The sequence below is a fragment of the Nocardia araoensis NBRC 100135 genome (assembly GCF_000308435.1).
Classification (GTDB): Bacteria; Actinomycetota; Actinomycetes; order Mycobacteriales; family Mycobacteriaceae; genus Nocardia; species Nocardia araoensis.
In genome coordinates, this window is record NZ_BAFR01000051.1 from 1 (window position 1) to 16,221 (window position 16,221).

Annotated in this window: 14 protein-coding genes; 10 read left to right on the forward strand and 4 right to left on the reverse strand. The window is 70.4% G+C overall.

The features are described from left to right. The 9 genes from ON21_RS07220 to proB all read left to right on the forward strand — a co-directional run. A partial coding sequence (locus ON21_RS07220; RefSeq protein WP_039796652.1) for a valine--tRNA ligase occupies positions 1 to 1,982 on the forward strand: 1,982 nt, incomplete at its 5' end. 77 nt (positions 1,983 to 2,059) lie between these two features. Then, entirely contained in the window at positions 2,060 to 3,445 is a 1,386-nt protein-coding gene (folC, locus tag ON21_RS07225; protein ID WP_039796682.1) for a bifunctional tetrahydrofolate synthase/dihydrofolate synthase, read from the forward strand. A 106-nt stretch (positions 3,446 to 3,551) separates the two neighbouring features. Beyond that, a complete protein-coding gene (locus ON21_RS07230; RefSeq protein ID WP_039796654.1) occupies positions 3,552 to 3,968 on the forward strand; it encodes a DUF4233 domain-containing protein in 417 nt (138 codons plus the stop codon). A 98-nt stretch (positions 3,969 to 4,066) separates the two neighbouring features. After that, complete coding sequence (ndk, locus tag ON21_RS07235) at positions 4,067 to 4,483, forward strand: nucleoside-diphosphate kinase (protein ID WP_039796656.1); 417 nt, start codon at positions 4,067 to 4,069, stop codon at positions 4,481 to 4,483. A gap of 470 nt (positions 4,484 to 4,953) precedes the next feature. Continuing rightward, positions 4,954 to 8,211: a translation initiation factor IF-2 N-terminal domain-containing protein gene (locus tag ON21_RS07240; RefSeq protein WP_039796658.1), complete on the forward strand. Its 3,258-nt coding sequence runs from the start codon at positions 4,954 to 4,956 to the stop codon at positions 8,209 to 8,211. A 329-nt stretch (positions 8,212 to 8,540) separates the two neighbouring features. Further along, positions 8,541 to 8,852, forward strand: a complete 312-nt coding sequence (gene rplU, locus ON21_RS07245) for a 50S ribosomal protein L21 (protein WP_039796660.1) — start codon at positions 8,541 to 8,543, stop codon at positions 8,850 to 8,852. A 22-nt stretch (positions 8,853 to 8,874) separates the two neighbouring features. Next, positions 8,875 to 9,141 (forward strand): 50S ribosomal protein L27, encoded by a 267-nt coding sequence (rpmA, locus tag ON21_RS07250; protein ID WP_039796661.1) that lies wholly within the window; start codon positions 8,875 to 8,877, stop codon positions 9,139 to 9,141. A 122-nt stretch (positions 9,142 to 9,263) separates the two neighbouring features. After that, positions 9,264 to 10,718 carry a GTPase ObgE gene (gene obgE / locus ON21_RS07255; RefSeq protein WP_039796662.1) on the forward strand — a complete coding sequence of 485 codons (1,455 nt, stop codon included), beginning with the start codon at positions 9,264 to 9,266 and terminating at the stop codon, positions 10,716 to 10,718. Positions 10,719 to 10,858: 140 nt separating this feature from the next. Beyond that, entirely contained in the window at positions 10,859 to 12,001 is a 1,143-nt protein-coding gene (proB, locus tag ON21_RS07260) for a glutamate 5-kinase (RefSeq protein ID WP_373281111.1), read from the forward strand. A gap of 192 nt (positions 12,002 to 12,193) precedes the next feature. Here proB and ON21_RS07265 read toward each other — a convergent pair whose 3' ends face one another. From ON21_RS07265 to ON21_RS07275, 3 genes are all read right to left on the reverse strand, one after another. After that, positions 12,194 to 13,297: a hypothetical protein gene (locus ON21_RS07265; RefSeq protein ID WP_039796663.1), complete on the reverse strand. Its 1,104-nt coding sequence runs from the start codon at positions 13,295 to 13,297 to the stop codon at positions 12,194 to 12,196. Further along, positions 13,294 to 13,668, reverse strand: a complete 375-nt coding sequence (locus ON21_RS07270) for a hypothetical protein (RefSeq protein ID WP_039796664.1) — start codon at positions 13,666 to 13,668, stop codon at positions 13,294 to 13,296. Before ON21_RS07270 ends, ON21_RS07265 begins: the two co-directional genes overlap by 4 nt. 93 nt (positions 13,669 to 13,761) lie before the next feature. Further along, positions 13,762 to 14,466 (reverse strand): ESX secretion-associated protein EspG, encoded by a 705-nt coding sequence (locus ON21_RS07275; protein ID WP_039796665.1) that lies wholly within the window; start codon positions 14,464 to 14,466, stop codon positions 13,762 to 13,764. Positions 14,467 to 14,716: 250 nt separating this feature from the next. On the opposite strand from ON21_RS07275, the gene ON21_RS07280 reads away from it, so the two are divergent. Further along, positions 14,717 to 15,052: a hypothetical protein gene (locus ON21_RS07280; RefSeq protein WP_169332679.1), complete on the forward strand. Its 336-nt coding sequence runs from the start codon at positions 14,717 to 14,719 to the stop codon at positions 15,050 to 15,052. 52 nt (positions 15,053 to 15,104) lie between these two features. On the opposite strand, the gene ON21_RS07285 is transcribed toward ON21_RS07280, so the two are convergent. Then, positions 15,105 to 16,199 (reverse strand): methyltransferase, encoded by a 1,095-nt coding sequence (locus ON21_RS07285; protein WP_039796667.1) that lies wholly within the window; start codon positions 16,197 to 16,199, stop codon positions 15,105 to 15,107. Positions 16,200 to 16,221: the final 22 nt, after the last annotated feature.

Here is a 16,221-nt window from a genome sequence, read left to right on the forward strand (position 1 = left end):
TGGAGACCATGCTCGGCGACACGGCGGTGGCCGTGCATCCGGAGGACCCGCGCTACCGAGCGCTGATCGGCACCACCCTGGAGCATCCGATCACCGGACGGCAGATCCCGATCATCGCCGACGACTACGTCGATCCCGAATTCGGCTCCGGCGCGGTGAAGATCACACCGGCGCACGACCCGAACGACTTCGAGATGGGTCTGCGGCACGGGCTGCCGATGCCGACCATCATGGACGAGCGCGGCCGGATCACCGACACCGGAACCGAATTCGACGGCATGGACCGGTTCGAGGCGCGCGTCAAGGTGCGCGAGCGGCTCGCGCGGGAAGGCCGGGTGGTCGCCGAGAAGCGGCCGTACCTGCACTCCGTCGGGCACTCCGAGCGCACCGGTGAGCCGATCGAGCCGCGCCTTTCCATGCAGTGGTGGGTGAAGGTCGAGTCGCTGGCCAAGGCCGCGGGCGATGCCGTGCGCAACGGCGACACCGTGATCCACCCCAGGAGCCAGGAGCCGCGCTGGTTCGGCTGGGTCGACGACATGCACGACTGGTGCATCTCGCGTCAGCTGTGGTGGGGCCACCGCATCCCGATCTGGTACGGCCCCGAGGGCGAAGTGGTGTGCGTCGGCCCCGACGAGCAGGCGCCCGAGGGCTGGGTGCAGGACCCGGACGTGCTCGACACCTGGTTCTCCTCCGGCCTGTGGCCGTTCTCCACCATGGGCTGGCCGCACGCCACCGCCGAACTGGAGAAGTTCTATCCGACAAGTGTGCTGGTCACCGGCTACGACATCCTGTTCTTCTGGGTGGCGCGGATGATGATGTTCGGCACCTACGTCGCCGAGGACGCCGTGCTGACCACCGGCAAGGGCGGCGAGCGGCAGGTGCCGTTCAAGGACGTGTTCCTGCACGGCCTGATCCGCGACCAGTTCGGCAAGAAGATGTCCAAATCGCGCGGCAACGGCATCGACCCGCTGGATTGGATCAACGCCTTCGGCGCCGACGCCACGCGCTTCACCCTCGCGCGCGGCGCGCAGCCCGGCGGTGACCTCTCCGTCGGCGAGCCGCACGTGCTCGCCTCGCGCAGCTTCGTGACGAAGGTGTTCAACGCGACCAAGTTCGCGCTGATGAACGGCGCGCGGGTGGGCGATCTGCCCGATCGCGCACAGCTCACCGACGCCGATCGCTGGATCCTGGACCGGCTGGACGCGGTGCGCGCCGAAGCGGACGCCGCGTTCGACGCCTACGAGTTCGGCAAGGCGTGCGAGGCGCTCTACCACTTCGCCTGGGACGAGCTGTGCGACTGGTACCTGGAGCTGGCCAAGGTGCAGTTCGCCGCCGACGGCGCGCGCGCGGAAGCGACCAGGCTGGTGCTCGGCACCGTGCTGGACGCGGTGCTGCGCCTGCTGCACCCGGTCGTCCCGTTCGTCACCGAGGCGTTGTGGCAGGCGCTGACCGGCGGCGAGTCGATCGTGATCGCGCCGTGGCCGCAGGCCTCCGGTGTGCCCGCGGATCGTGAAGCGGCGCAACGCATCTCGGACACGCAGCGGTTGATCACGGAGATCCGGCGGTTCCGCAGCGACCAGGGCCTGGCGGACAAGCAGAAGGTCGCGGCCAAGCTGATCGGGGTCGACGAGGCCGGGCTCGGCGAGCAGGCGGCGTCGGTGGCGAACCTGGCACGGCTCACCGAGCCCGACTCGGGCTTCGCGGCGACCGCGTCGGTGGAGGTCCGCCTCAGTGCCGGAACGGTCACCGTGGAACTGGACACCTCGGGCGCGGTCGACTTGGACGCCGAACGCCGTAGGCTGGAAAAGGATCTGGCCGCCGCGCAGAAGGAACTCCAGGGCACCGCCGCCAAGCTGGGCAACGAGGCGTTCCTGGCCAAGGCGCCCGACCACGTGGTCGAGAAGATCCGCGGCAGGCAACAGGTCGCCGCCGACGAGGTGGCCCGCATCGGGGCGCGACTGGCGGAGTTGAGCGGCAAGTGAACCACGAGCCGGAACCGCAATACGGCGACGACGAGCGCCGTGGCGGCGGCGCGCGGCTCGGCTCCGGCCCCTCGCCGGTGGAACTGGCCGAGATGGCGCTGGTCGAGGCGGAACTCGACCGGCGCTGGCCGGAGACCAAGATCGAGCCGTCGCTCACCAGGATCGCCACGCTGATGGACCTGCTCGGCTCGCCGCAGCAGAACTACCCGGCGATCCACATCGCGGGCACCAATGGCAAGACCTCGGTGACCAGGATGATCGACGCGCTGCTCACCGCGCTGCATCGGCGCACCGGCCGGATCACCAGTCCGCATCTACAGCTGGCCACCGAGCGGATCAGCATCGACAACGCGCCGATCACCCCGGCGAAGTACGTGGAGACCTATCGCGAGCTGCTGCCGTACGTCGAGATGATCGACAAGCAGTCGGCGGCCGCGGGCGGCCCCGCCATGAGCAAGTTCGAAGTGCTCACCGGTATGGCCTACGCCGCCTTCGCCGAGGCTCCGGTCGATGTGGCGGTCGTCGAGACCGGGATGGGTGGCACCTGGGACGCCACGAACGTCATCGACGGGCAGGTGGCGGTGATCACGCCGATCGGCCTGGACCACACCGATTACCTCGGTCCCGACCTGGCCTCGATCGCGGGGGAGAAGGCCGGGATCATCAAGCGTGCTCCGGAGAGCCTGGTGCCGCGCGACAACGTCGCGGTGATCGCGCAGCAGGAGCCCGAGGCGATGGAGGTGCTGTTGCGCCGCGCCGTCGAGGTCGATGCCGCGGTCGCGCGCGAGGGCTCGGAGTTCCGCGTGCTCGCACGGCAGATCGCGGTGGGTGGTCAGCAACTCGAGTTGCAGGGCCTCGGCGGGGTGTACGACGAGATCTTCCTGCCGTTGCACGGTGAGCATCAAGCGCGCAACGCGGTCCTCGCGCTCGCCGCGGTGGAGGCGTTCTTCGGCGCGGGCGCGCAACGCAGGCTCGACATCGACGCCGTGCGCGCGGGGTTCGCGAGCGTCACCAGTCCCGGGCGGCTGGAGCGGATGCGCAGCGCGCCGACCATCTTCATCGACGCCGCGCACAATCCGGCGGGAGCGCGAGCGCTGGCCGCGACGCTGACCGACGAATTCGACTTCCGCAAGCTGGTCGGCGTGATCGCGGTGCTCGGTGACAAGGACGCCGACGGCATCCTCACCGCGCTGGAGCCGGTGTTCGACGAGATCGTCGTCACCGACAACGGTTCGCCCCGCGCGCTGGACGTGGAGACCCTCGCCGACCTCGCGGTCCAGCGGTTCGGCGACGAGCGCGTGGTCTCCGCCGCCACTCTGCCCGACGCGCTGGAGACCGCGATCGCCATCGCCGAAGAGGTGGGCGACGCGGGCGAGATGGTGTCCGGCGCGGGGGTGATCATCACCGGATCGGTGGTCACGGCGGGCGCGGCTCGCGCGCTGTTCGGGAAGGACCCGGCGTGAGCCACGGACCTACGGATGGCGACCTACTCGGCCCCGGCGGGACCGAGAACCACCGCATGAGCGTCGGCCACCTGGTGAGCCCGGCGGATGCCGAGGAGGGCACAGCATGAGCGAACCGGCCGAACGAGACGAGCAGTCGGTGCCCGCGCCCGCGACCGACCCGTGGAAGGGCTTCCGCGGGGTGATGGCGGGCACGCTGGTGCTCGAGGCGATCGTGGTGCTGCTCGCGTTGCCGGTGGTCGCCGACGTCGGCGGCGGGGTGACCTGGCTGTCCGGCACCTACCTCGTGGCGCTCGCGGTGGTGATGTTCCTCGGGGCCGGGTTGCAGCGGCGGTCCTGGGCGCTGCCGTTCAACCTCGGGTTGCAGGTGCTGGTGCTGCTCGGCGCGTTCATCCATGTGTCCATCGGCGTGATCGGCGTGGTGTTCGGCGTGGTCTGGGGCTTCATCCTGGTGCTGCGCGCCGATGTGCGCGGCCGGATGGAGAAGGGGCTGCTGCCGAGTCAGCGCATCCAGCGGTCGTAGCCGCCGAAAGCCGAGCCACTGCCGGCGAGACCCTCGGGAAGCCGATCAGCCGGACCGCTGGTGCGGTGCCAGGAAGTGTGCCGGATAGGCTGTGCGCCGTGACTGAGCAGACGTTGGTACTCATCAAGCCGGACGGTGTGGCCCGTGGCCTTGTCGGCGAGGTGCTGGCACGGATCGAGCGCAAGGGCCTGAAGATCGCCGCCCTGGAGCTGAAGCACGTGTCCGAGGAACTGGCCAAGGGCCACTACGCCGAGCACGCCGAGAAGCCGTTCTTCGGGTCGCTGATCGAGTTCATCACCTCGGGCCCGGTCGTCGCGGCCATCCTGGAAGGCCCGCGCGCCATCGCCGCGTTCCGCCAGATCGCGGGCGGCACCGACCCGGTCGAGAAGGCCGTACCCGGCAGCATTCGCGGAGACTTCGCTCTGGAGACCCAGGAGAACCTGGTCCACGGCTCCGACTCACCCGAATCGGCCAAGCGGGAGATCGCCCTCTGGTTCCCCGAACTGCCCGCCTGACCGGGTCTCGATCGTCGTGCCCGCGCCGCCGCGACACCTGCGCCAGCGCCGCGGGCCGGACCGGTTCGAGCGCCGATGGCGAACGCCCGGCGCGCGGTGTGGGATACTGGCATCGGCTGCTTTCGACGCCGACTGTTCGTGCAGGTGCGCGAACGAAACGTGACGAGGGCAGCCGGATGACACCACGGTTCGATGCCGATCATCGCTGCCATGGACAAACGGCCTGGTCATTGGGCCCGCTGTTCGTGTAGGCACGCTGGATGAGCGCTCGCGCCGCGGAGTTCAGCCATACAGCCAGGCGCCGCGTGACCAGTTAGCCCGACCGACGCACAACCGAGGAGATAACCGGGCACGCGGGGCGAGACCACCTGATCTCGCGCCCACCGGGTGCGAGTCGAACGGACAGCGCCCCCGCGTCGGCCGCGTCACTCCCGCCGGGAGGGACGCGCCCGGGGGCCCGAGGAGACTTCGTGGCCGATCAAGAGCCGCTGGAAACAACATCACAGGATGCCGAACAATTGCCGGAGCGAATCCGAGTTCATGCACTCGCCAAGCTGCTGGGGGTAACGAGCAAGCGCATCCTGGCCAAGCTGACCGAGATGGGGGCGGACGCGCGTAGCGCCCAGTCGAACGTCGACCGGGCCGTCGCGGAGTCGGTGCGCGACGCCTTGGTGACGGTCGAGGCGGACGCCGCGGCCGAGCAGCCCGCCGCGGGGCGGGAAGACGCCCCCGTACCGGCGCAGCCACCGGAAGAGGCGTCCACGGAGCCGGTGCCCGAGCAACCCGCCTCCGACGTTCCCTTCGCCGGTGCGGGCGTCCTCTTCTCCGCGCCGGACACGCTGTCCACCGTGCAGCCGCCGGTCACCGCCACGGCCGATCACACGCAGCTGTTCACGCACTCGGTGCGGCCGGAACCGGAGCCGGTGGCCCCGGCGGTGTTCGAGTCGGCCGCCGTCGTGCAGGCGCCGCTGTTCCTGTCGCCGGACGCCGCCGCCGCCGAGCAGGCGCGCAGGCAGCGCCGCGCCGAGCGGGAGGCCCGCCGCACCGAGGAGCAGGCGCCCGAGCCCGTCGAGGACGAGACCGAGGTCACCGAGGACGAGCGCGAGTCGTCCGATCAGCAGGGCGATGCCGAAGGCCAGCCGCGGCGCAGGCGCCGTGGCCGCAGGGGCCGTGGCCGCGGCCGGGGCGAGCAGCAGTCCGAGGGCGACGGCGAAGGCGAGGACACCGAGACCGAGGCCGACGAGGAGTCGGCTGCCGAGCCCGCCGAGTCCGCCGAGGCGGCGGAATCCGCGGAGACCGCCACGGGTGAGGGCGACGGTGAGGACGAGGACGGCGTGCCGGAGGGTTCGAGTCGCCGTCGCCGTCGCCGCCGTCGCCGCAAGGTGGCCGGCGAGGCGGGCGAGAACGAACCCGCCGACGACGATCCGCCGAACACGGTCGTGCACGAGCGCGAGCCGCGCAACAAGAGCCGCAGCCGTGTCGCGGTCGACGAGGTCCAGGGCATCACCGGCTCCACCCGGCTGGAAGCCAAGCGGCAGCGCCGTCGGGACGGACGCGAGGCGGGCCGCCGCCGTCCGCCGATCCTGACCGAGTCGGAGTTCCTGGCCCGGCGCGAAGCGGTGGACCGCGTGATGGTCGTGCGCGAGAAGTCCTTCCCGGACCACCCCACCGCGACACAGGTGGCCGTGCTCGAGGACAACGTCCTGGTCGAGCACTTCGTCACGAGCACCGGCTCCGCGTCCATGGTCGGCAACGTCTACCTGGGCAAGGTGCAGAACGTTCTGCCCAGCATGGAGGCCGCGTTCGTCGACATCGGCCGCGGTCGCAACGGTGTGCTGTACGCCGGTGAGGTCAACTGGGAGGCCGCCGGGCTCGGTGGCAAGGAGCGCAAGATCGAGCAGGCGCTCAAGCCGGGCGATCAGGTGCTGGTCCAGGTGAGCAAGGACCCGGTCGGCCACAAGGGCGCCCGACTGACCACGCAGATCAGCCTGGCCGGGCGCTTCCTGGTGTACGTGCCCGGCGGCACCTCCGCCGGGATCAGCCGCAAGCTGCCGGACACCGAGCGCAAGCGTCTGAAGGAGATCCTGCGCGACATCGTGCCCGCCGACGCCGGTGTGATCATCCGCACCGCCTCCGAAGGCGTCAGCGAGACCGAACTGGCCCGCGACGTGGAGCGGCTGCAGGCGACCTGGCGGACGATCAAGGAGCAGACCGGCAAGGACAACAACGCGCCCAAGACGCTCTACGAAGAGCCCGACCTGCTGGTCAAGGTCATCCGCGACCTGTTCAACGAGGACTTCTCCAAGCTGGTCATCGAGGGCGACCGGGCCTGGAGCACCGTCGAGAAGTACATCGGCACCGTCGCGCCGGACCTGCTCGCCAGGGTCTCCAGGCACGAGAACAACGGCGTCGACGTGTTCGAGACCTACCGGATCGACGAGCAGCTGGCCAAGGCGCTCGATCGGAAGGTGTGGCTGCCGTCGGGCGGCACCCTGGTGATCGACCGCACCGAGGCCATGACGGTGATCGACGTGAACACCGGCAAGTTCACCGGTGCGGGCGGCAGCAATCTGGAGGAGACGGTCACCAGGAACAACCTGGAGGCGGCCGAGGAGATCGTGCGCCAGATGCGGCTGCGCGACATCGGCGGCATGATCGTGGTCGATTTCATCGACATGGTGCTCGAGTCCAACCGCGATCTGGTGCTGCGCCGCCTGACCGAGGCGCTCGGCCGGGACCGCACCCGTCACCAGGTCTCCGAGGTCACCTCGCTGGGCCTGGTCCAGATGACCCGCAAGAAGCTGGGCACCGGTCTGGTCGAGGCGTTCTCCACCACCTGCGAGCACTGCCACGGACGCGGCATCCTCGTGCACAGTTACCCGGTGGAGCCGGGTTCCGGTGAAGAGCCCGCCGCGCGCACCCGCGAGAGCGGTTCGCGCAGGCGTCGTGGCCGGGACAAGGGCGCGGCCGCGGCCCCCCAGCCCGCCAACGGGTCCGGTCCCGTGACCGAACAGGTCGAGGACGAGGCGGCCGTCAAGCGGGCGCATCCGGTGGCGCTGGCGATGGCCGCGCACCAGTCCGAGGACGCTGAGCCGGAGCCGGTCGCGGACACCTTCGCCGAGCCGCAGGTCGATGAGGCGGTCGAGGCCGCCGTCGCCGCCGAGGCCGCCGAGGAGCGAGTCGTCGCGGAGACCGTCGAGGCCGCGGTGGCGGTGCCCGCCGAGGAGCCGGAGACCGAGCCCGCCGAAGTGGTCGAGGTCATCGAGAAGGTCGAGCCGGTCGCGACGGAAGAGCCCGCCGCCGTCGTCGAGTCCGTCTCGGCGGCCGACTCCGAGCCGGTCGTGGCGTCCGCGCCGGTTGCCGAGCCCGAGCCCGTGGTGGCGTCCGCTCCGGTCGCCGAGCCCGAGCCCGTCGCGGCGTCCGCTCGCGTTGCCGAGCCGGAGCCGGTCACCGAAGGCGGCTCGGCTGCCGAGGCCGTCACAACGACCGAGAACGGCGCCGCCGCCAACGGGGTGAGCCGTCCGGTTCGTCGCCGGCGGGTTGCCCGTTCGACCTCCGCGCCAGCGGCGGACAGTTCGGGAGCGGTGTTCGTGCTGCCCACCGGAGATCAGGCGCCCGCACCCGCGGTCGACTACTCCCAGCCGGAGCCGGTCGAATTGCCGCAGCGCAGCCGTCCGCGCAGGCGGGCGGTCGGCCGCCCGGCCGGTGCGCCGGACGCTTCGAACTGAGTTCTCGTCGAGCCCGTGGCCCCTGCCGGAACCTTCCGGTGGGGGCCACGGGCGTCCCGGCAGCGAATCGGCGTCGTGGCCGCGGTGTGCGGATGGACGCCGGTTTGGTCGTCGCGGTGGCCGTCCTGTAATCTTGGACAGTCGCTGCCCGGTGGCAACATGTTTTGTCTTCGTGGCCCGGTTCTCGCCAGTTCGATACCGAGAGCCACCAGGTGCCGAGGCGGTGGCGATTACCAGACCAGTCGTGTGGCGGTTTCCGGTGGCATCAGACCGGAGGAATCGCCGCGTGAGCAAGTGCCGAGCACTACAGGAAGAAGGGCAGCCGACCGATGGCAACGTACGCGATCGTCAAGACCGGCGGAAAGCAGTACAAGGTCGCGGTCGGTGACCTGGTGAAGGTCGAGAAGATCGAGGGTGCGCCGGGTACCGCCGTGGCGCTGGATCCGGTTCTCGTCGTCGATGGCGCCGAGCTGACCACCGATGCCGACAAGCTGGCCAAGGTCTCCGTGGCCGCCGAGGTGGTCGAGCAGACCAAGGGCCCGAAGATCCGCATCCACAAGTTCAAGAACAAGACCGGCTACCACAAGCGCCAGGGTCACCGTCAGCCGCTGACGGTCCTGAAGGTCACCGGCATCAAGTAAGACATCCCGAGGAGAACCAGCCATGGCACACAAGAAGGGTGCGTCCAGTTCCCGGAACGGACGCGATTCCAACGCCCAGCGACTCGGCGTCAAGCGCTTCGGCGGCCAGACGGTCAAGGCGGGCGAGATCCTGGTGCGTCAGCGCGGCACCCACTTCCACCCCGGCGTGAACGTCGGCCGTGGCGGTGACGACACCCTGTTCGCCCTCGCGGCGGGCGCGGTGGAGTTCGGCACCAAGCGTGGACGCAAGACCATCAACATCGTGATCCCGGAGCCGGTTCAGGCCTGACCGCCGAACCACTTCCGGATATACAGCGAGCGGGTCAGGGTCTCGAAACCCTGGCCCGTTTTTCGTGTTCGTGAACGAGCAGCCCTCAGTACGACCAGTCCCGAAGGAGGATGATTCGGCGTATGTCCAAGTTCATCGACCGTGTCGTACTGCATGTGCGTGCGGGTAAGGGCGGCCACGGCTGCGCCTCGGTGCACCGCGAGAAGTTCAAGCCGCTCGGCGGGCCGGACGGCGGCAACGGCGGCAACGGCGGAGACGTCATCCTCGAGGTCGACTCCAACGTGCACACCCTGCTGGACTTCCATTTCCATCCGCACGCGAAGGCGGGCAACGGCAAACCGGGTGAGGGCGGCAACCGCGACGGCAAGCAGGGCGCGGACCTGGTGCTGAAGGTGCCCGACGGCACCGTGGTGCTCGACGACGACGGCAAAGTGCTCGTCGACCTGGTCGGCACCGGCAACCGCTTCATCATCGCCCGCGGCGGCCGAGGCGGGCTCGGCAATGCCGCGCTGGCGTCGAAGGCCCGCAAAGCGCCGGGTTTCGCGCTGCTCGGCGAGGACGGCGAAGAACTCGACCTGGTACTCGAGCTCAAGTCGGTCGCCGACGTCGGGCTCGTCGGTTTCCCTTCGGCGGGCAAGTCCTCGCTGGTCTCGGTGCTCTCGGCGGCCAAGCCGAAGATCGCGGACTACCCGTTCACCACGCTGGTGCCCAATCTCGGCGTGGTCGCCAGCGGCGAGACCACCTTCACCATCGCCGATGTGCCCGGGCTGATCCCGGGCGCCAGCGAGGGTCGCGGACTGGGTCTGGACTTCCTGCGGCACCTCGAGCGCTGCGCGGTGCTGGCCCATGTGGTGGACTGCGCCACGCTGGAGCCGGGTCGCGACCCCGTGTCCGATGTGGACGCGCTCGAAGCGGAACTCGCCGCCTACCAGCCCGCGCTGAGCGCGGACGCCGGACTCGGCGATCTGGCCGACCGCCCCCGCGTGGTGATCTTGAACAAGATCGATGTGCCCGACGCGGCCGAACTGGCCGAGATGGTGACCCCGGAGTTCACCGAACGCGGCTGGCCGGTGTTCGAGATCTCCGCGGTGAGCCGGGCGGGCTTGCGTCCGTTGACCTTCGCCCTCGCGGACTTGGTGCGCCGGTACCGCGAGGAGCACCCGCAGGCCGCGCCGAAGCGCCCGGTCATTCGACCGATCGCGGTGGACGAGACGGGATTCAGTGTGATCGCCGACCCGGAGGAGCCGGGCGGCTTCATCGTGCGCGGCACCCGGCCGGAGCGCTGGGTGCGGCAGACCCAGTTCGACAACGACGAGGCCGTCGGCTATCTGGCCGACCGTCTGGCGCGCCTGGGTGTGGAAGACGAGCTGGTGCGGTTGGGCGCGGAGCCGGGAGCGCCGGTGACCATCGGTGACGTGACCTTCGACTGGGAGCCGCAGATCTCGGCGGGCATCGACATGGTGCCCACCGGACGCGGCACCGATATCCGGCTGGAGCAGACCGACCGGGTCAGCGCGGCCGAGCGCAAGCACGCGTCCCGGGTACGACGCGGTCTGGTACAGGAAGACGAGGAGTAGGACGTGGAACACGGTCGAGTCGCCGTGCGCCCTCGGTGGGTGCGACGTTCGGCGGGCTCGATCGTTCGCGGTCCGGTCCGGGCCGGGGCGTCCGTCCCGGCTACCGTGGATGGGATTGTGGTGCAGGGAGTTCGGTGGCGATGCAGGTGAGGTCTATCGGCGCCGAGGCGGATTCCTCGGGCCTGAGCGAGGCGCGGCTGGCGATCGCGGCGGCGCGCCGGGTCGTGGTGAAGATCGGTTCGTCCGCGCTGACCAGCCTCAAAGGCGGCCTGGACACCGCGCGGCTGGATCGGCTGGCCGACGCGGTGGAGGCGCGGATGCGCGCCGGTTCCGATGTGGTGGTCGTGTCCTCGGGCGCCATCGGCGCAGGCATCGCGCCGCTCGGTTTGACCAGCCGTCCGCGTGACCTGGCGACCAAGCAGGCCGCGGCGAGCGTGGGGCAGCTGGCCCTCGCGCACGCCTGGGGCACGTCGTTCGCCCGCTACGACCGCACGGTCGGGCAGGTGCTCCTGAGCGCCGACGACTTCGCCCGCCGCGAGCACCATCGCAACGCGCAGCGCACCCTCGATCGCCTGCGCTCGCTCGGCGCGGTGGCGGTGGTGAACGAGAACGACACGGTCGCCACGGAGGAGATCCGCTTCGGCGACAACGACCGGCTCGCCGCGCTGGTCGCCCACCTCATCGGCGCCGACGCGCTGGTGCTGCTGTCGGACGTGGACGGCCTCTACGACGGCGACCCGCGCAAGGGCGCGGCCACGCTGATTCCCGAGGTGCGCAGCAGTGCCGATCTGGACGGCGTCATCGCGGGCAGCGGCGGCGCGCTCGGCACCGGCGGCATGGCGTCGAAGTTGTCGGCGGCGCGCTTGGCCGCGGACGCGGGCGTGCCGGTCCTGCTGGCCGCCGCCTCGTCGGCCGACATCGCGCTGTCCACCGGCACCGTCGGCACCGCGTTCGCCGCCCGCCCGGTGCGGCTGTCCGCGCGCAAATTCTGGGTCCGGCACGCCGCCGACAGCCGCGGCACGCTGCTCATCGATGACGGCGCGGTCCAGGCGGTGGCGCACCGGCGCCGATCGCTGCTCGCGGCCGGGATCGTAGGTGTGCGTGGCCGCTTCTACGGCGGCGACGTGGTGGACCTGGTGGCACCGGACAATCGCATTGTGGCCCGTGGCGTCGTCGAATACGACAGCACCGAACTCGCGGGCATGCTCGGCCGCTCCACCGCCGAACTCCCCGACACGATGCAACGCCCCGTCATCCACGCCGACGATCTCGTGAAGGTCTGAGCACGCGCCGTCGAGTCGGCCGCCAGCGCTGCGCCGCCCAGGATTCGGATCGTTCGTACCGGGACGTGGTTCGCGCATGCGCACGGCTGGCCGTGGCTCCTCTTGGCGGCCGAGATAGCACGACCGCCAAGAGGAGCGTTGTCGACGTCACCGGGAGGGTGCTTCGGTCGTGAAGGCTCCGAGGCCGGGACTTCAGGACGGGACGACTCCCGGTTGGTTGGTGGTCGGAATCTGCTGCTGGCTGCCGTCCACCGGCCCGGTGACGCCGGGCTGGCCGTTCGGGTCGGGCATCGGTACGGCGGGGCCGGGAGCCGGTGCGGGCGGTGGGCTCGGTGGTGGCGGCGCGGACGAACTCGGCGGCTGCGTCGGTTCGGTGGTCGGCGGTGGAGGAGGGACCGACGAGCTCGGCGGCTGCGCGGGCGTCGTGGTCTGCGGCGCCGGTGCGGGACTCGGCGTCGTGGTCGTGGACGGCGCCTGGTGCGTCGGTGGTGCAGGGTCGGGTGACGGCGTCGCCGGTGCGGGCGTCGGCTGCGGCGTCTGGGTCGAAGGAGCTTGCTGCGGCGGAGCCTGTTGGGTGGGCGGCGCCGACGGCGTCTGCTGCGGATCAGGTTTCGGTTGGGCGGGCGGCGCCGAATTCTGCGATGGCGCCGGCGATTCGGGCGCGGGCTGCGTTGTGCCCGGCGACCATTGATCGTTCGGCGACGTCTGCTCGGGCGCCGAGTATCGCGGCGTGCCGGGGGAGACCGACTGCGGCGCCGTAACCGCGGGTGGTGCGGGCAGCGCGGGCACTGCGGACCCCGCCGCGGAATAGGCGGGCTTGTAGACCATGTTCATCGCGAGCACGGCCTCCTGGCGCAGCGCCTCCTGCGCCATCTGCGCGTCGATGACGTGCGCCGCCTCCAGCAGTTGCGCGATCGCGCCGACCGGTCCGGAAGCGCCGGGCGGCACCACCGCGAGTTTCACCGCCTCGGCGGCCGCGGCTACCCCGCCGAGCCGGGCGCCCACTTGACCGAGCACCGCGGCCAGCTCGTCGGCCGACGCCGCGAAGCTGCGTGCGCAGGTCTGGGCGGCGTCGGCGGCGGCGCCCTTCCAGTCCGCCTCGTCCATCACGCGATCCACGCCGCCGTGGGTGAGCGGGAACGACGTGCTGAGCGCGCCCGCCGCGTCGAGCCAGATCGTCGACGCCTGCAGCACCTGCGCGGCATCGATCTGCTGCGCCTTCGCGTAGATCTCCTCGTGCCGCAGCGACTCGAAATGCTCCATCGAGTTGATGTAGGTGGGATCGGAACCGGTCATCGGGGCAACCTCGTCCGGACCGCGCGCAGGGCGGCGGCGCTCGCGGCATCGGCCTCTTCGAACAGTCCTCCGCTGATCAGGAACGCTTCCTTCATGCGGTAGGCCGCCTCGATGTAGTGGTCGAGCAGCGCCGCGGCGTCGCGCGCCTTGTGGCTGAATCCCGCCTGCAACTGCTGAGCGGAGACGAACCCGCCGAAACCGCCCAGATCCGCGGCGGATTCGAGGCTCTGCTGTAGGTGGATCAGCCGATCGGCCTGCCGTTCGTACATCTCGGCGCACTGCCGAGCCGCCGCCGGATCGAATTGGACGCCCCCGGCCTGCGCGGCCTCCTTGAATCGGGCGATATCGGCTCGGCTGGTCTCGATCGTCATCGCTCACCCCTGAGATCGGTCGGTCCGCCCCAGACTAACCGGAAGCCCAGCGGCGGGTCAGCAATAGGCGGCGGCAGCGGCCGCGAAAGTGCGTTATATCGGTATGCGCTTTTGTAATTGGGTGGCGATCTGCTCGGGCGAGGCGGGCGCGATGCGCACTTCGTCGCCTGCCTTGATCAGGTATCTTCCGTCGTCGCGCACATCGATCCAGGTGTAATGGATCGGCGGAGGCGGGGTCGGCCGATCCAGCCGCGATTCGATCCTGATGTGGCCCTCGGCCGTATGCGGCTCCAGCAGCAACTTGCGGATCCGTGGCGCTGCCTGCTGCCGAGCGGTCACGGTCTCTTCGTCGCGCACCGCCGCCCCCGGCGCGACGCGAGCGGGTTCGCGGCCCGCGGGAGTCTTCGGCAGCAGCGCCGCGATCCGCCGGCCCAGTTTGGCGCTGTGCCCGATCGAAATACGCACGCGTCCACCGAAATCCGGGTTCGCGCCGGGATCCTGCACCGCGAGCACGGCGCGGTCGTAGATGGCGGCGGCCAGCAGCCGCAGTTCGCCGCCCGGCTGGTGTGTGCCGCCGATCGCCACGATCCTGGTGTGCGGCCTGGCCAGAATGCGCAAGCAGGCCGACAGGTCGGGGTCGGAGCCGAGTGGCAGCCGCTCGGCGAGGGCGATGCGCAGCTTCTCGGCGTCGTCCTCGGTTCTCGGCGTTTCCAGGATGCGCAGCGGGTAGGGGTGGCGATCCAGGTCGGTCTCGCGCCAGATATGGGCGAACTCGTCCGGGGTGAAGGTCCATTCCACGGCCGAATCACATCCTCACGAACCCGCCAATGCTGTTCGTAGCCTAGCGGTCCCGACACCGGAGGGGGGAACTCCCGCGCGGGGGCGCCACGGGCCGTGCCGGAGGCATTCGGTTTCCGGACCGGAAAAACCGTGGTCTCGCGGCAGTGTCGTGCTCGATCGTCCTCCTCGCTTCTGTTGAAATAGTGAAAAGGCACGGCAACGACCGGGTAGGGCTGAGATCTGCCGAGGAGGGATTGCGGTGCACATCATGATGCGGCGAGTGGGCGCGGGAACCGTTCTGTCGTTCCTCGCGGGTGGTCTCGTCTGGGCCGGGCCCGCCGGAGCGGAGCCAGCCGGTTGCTACGTCGACCGTGGCGTCACCGACGCGGCCGCCTTGTGCCACAGCGGTGAAGGTACATCGGTGCTGGAAGCCGAATGCCTCGGTTTCTTCCTGCCGTCGGCGCGGTCCGGGCCGGTGTTCGGCTACTACAGCGGCTTCGAGTCGCGACAGACACCGGTCGGCAAACCGATGCGCGCCACCTGCGTGTCCGACGGCGCCGTGGGGATCGCCACGCTCGCGTTCGTCGTCCCCGCGACGTCGTAGCGCCGCTGATCGGACAATGCCGGTCAGCGGGCGGTTTTCGTGATCTCCACGGTCAGCTCGGCCGGGCCTCGAGCACGTTGTCCGGGGAGGCCGTCGGCACGCGCTCGGTCAGGGTGAATCCGTGCCGCGCGAGGAAGTCGCGGTACTCGGCCTCGGTGCGCTCTCGCCCGCCCGCGTTGACCAGCATCTCCAAGTCGATGTACTTGCTCGGGTGCGGTGCGGTGTGTTCGGGGACGACCAATTCGACGATCAGCAACCGGGCGTGCGGCTCCATGGCCGCGCGCACGGAACGCAGGATGCGTCCGGCGTCGGGTTCGGCCCAGTCGTGCAGGATGTGCTTGAGGATGTAAGCGTCACCTCCCCTGGGGACGCTGTCGAAGAAGGATCCGCTCCGCACCGCGCAGCGATCGGCGAGACCCAGCGCGGCGAGCCGAGCGGGAGCCGAGGCCACCACTTCGGGCAGGTCGAACAGGATGCCACGGGATCGCGGAGCGCGGCGCAGGATTTCGGTGAGCAGCGTCCCCTCGCCGCCGCCCACGTCGACCAGGGTCTCGTAGCGGCCGAAATCGTAGGCGGCGAACAGCGGCTCCATCGACAGGGTGCCGATGCTGGTCATCGCGCGGTCGAACAGTTCGCCGAGTTCCCGGTCGTGCTGAACGTATTCGAAGAACGGCATCCCGTCGAGTTTCACGCCGACCGGCTCGCCGGTCCGAACGGCGTCGACCAGATGCGACCAGTGGTTGCGGTGACCGGCCGAACCGAAGAACAACACCGCGTCGCGCAGCGACACGTCCGAGTCGCGGCACAGGGCTCGCGCCATCGGCGTCAGCGCGTACCGTCCGTCGCGCCGCTGGGTGAAGATACCGTGGCTGATCAGCAGCCGCAGCAAACGCCGCAGCGCGTCCTCGTCGGCGCCGACCACTGCCGCGAGGTCGGCCCCCGACCGCGGCCCGGCCACGAGCGCGTCGGCCACGCCGAGCGCCGCGGCGGCATGGATCGCCTGCGTGATCCATCCGGCGGCGATCAGCTCCATCAGCGCGACGTGCCCCGGAACCAGTTTGCGGAACGCGACGGCCATGGCGCCGCGCACCGATTCGACGGCCCGTATCAGCGGCAGCGGCGGAATTCTCGGTCGGTCGGACGCCACGGCGACTCCATCCGTCGAAGGT

Excerpts from the sequence above, each read along its gene's own strand:
- rpmA (WP_039796661.1), top strand. The coding sequence starts at position 8,875 with ATGGCACACAAGAAGGGTGCGTCCAGTTCCCGGAACGGACGCGATTCC.
- rplU (WP_039796660.1), top strand. The coding sequence starts at position 8,541 with ATGGCAACGTACGCGATCGTCAAGACCGGCGGAAAGCAGTACAAGGTC.
- obgE (WP_039796662.1), top strand. The coding sequence starts at position 9,264 with ATGTCCAAGTTCATCGACCGTGTCGTACTGCATGTGCGTGCGGGTAAG.
- ON21_RS07280 (WP_169332679.1), top strand. The coding sequence starts at position 14,717 with ATGATGCGGCGAGTGGGCGCGGGAACCGTTCTGTCGTTCCTCGCGGGT.
- proB (WP_373281111.1), top strand. The coding sequence starts at position 10,859 with ATGCAGGTGAGGTCTATCGGCGCCGAGGCGGATTCCTCGGGCCTGAGC.
- ON21_RS07270 (WP_039796664.1), bottom strand. The coding sequence starts at position 13,668 with ATGACGATCGAGACCAGCCGAGCCGATATCGCCCGATTCAAGGAGGCC.
- ON21_RS07230 (WP_039796654.1), top strand. The coding sequence starts at position 3,552 with ATGAGCGAACCGGCCGAACGAGACGAGCAGTCGGTGCCCGCGCCCGCG.
- ON21_RS07265 (WP_039796663.1), bottom strand. The coding sequence starts at position 13,297 with ATGACCGGTTCCGATCCCACCTACATCAACTCGATGGAGCATTTCGAG.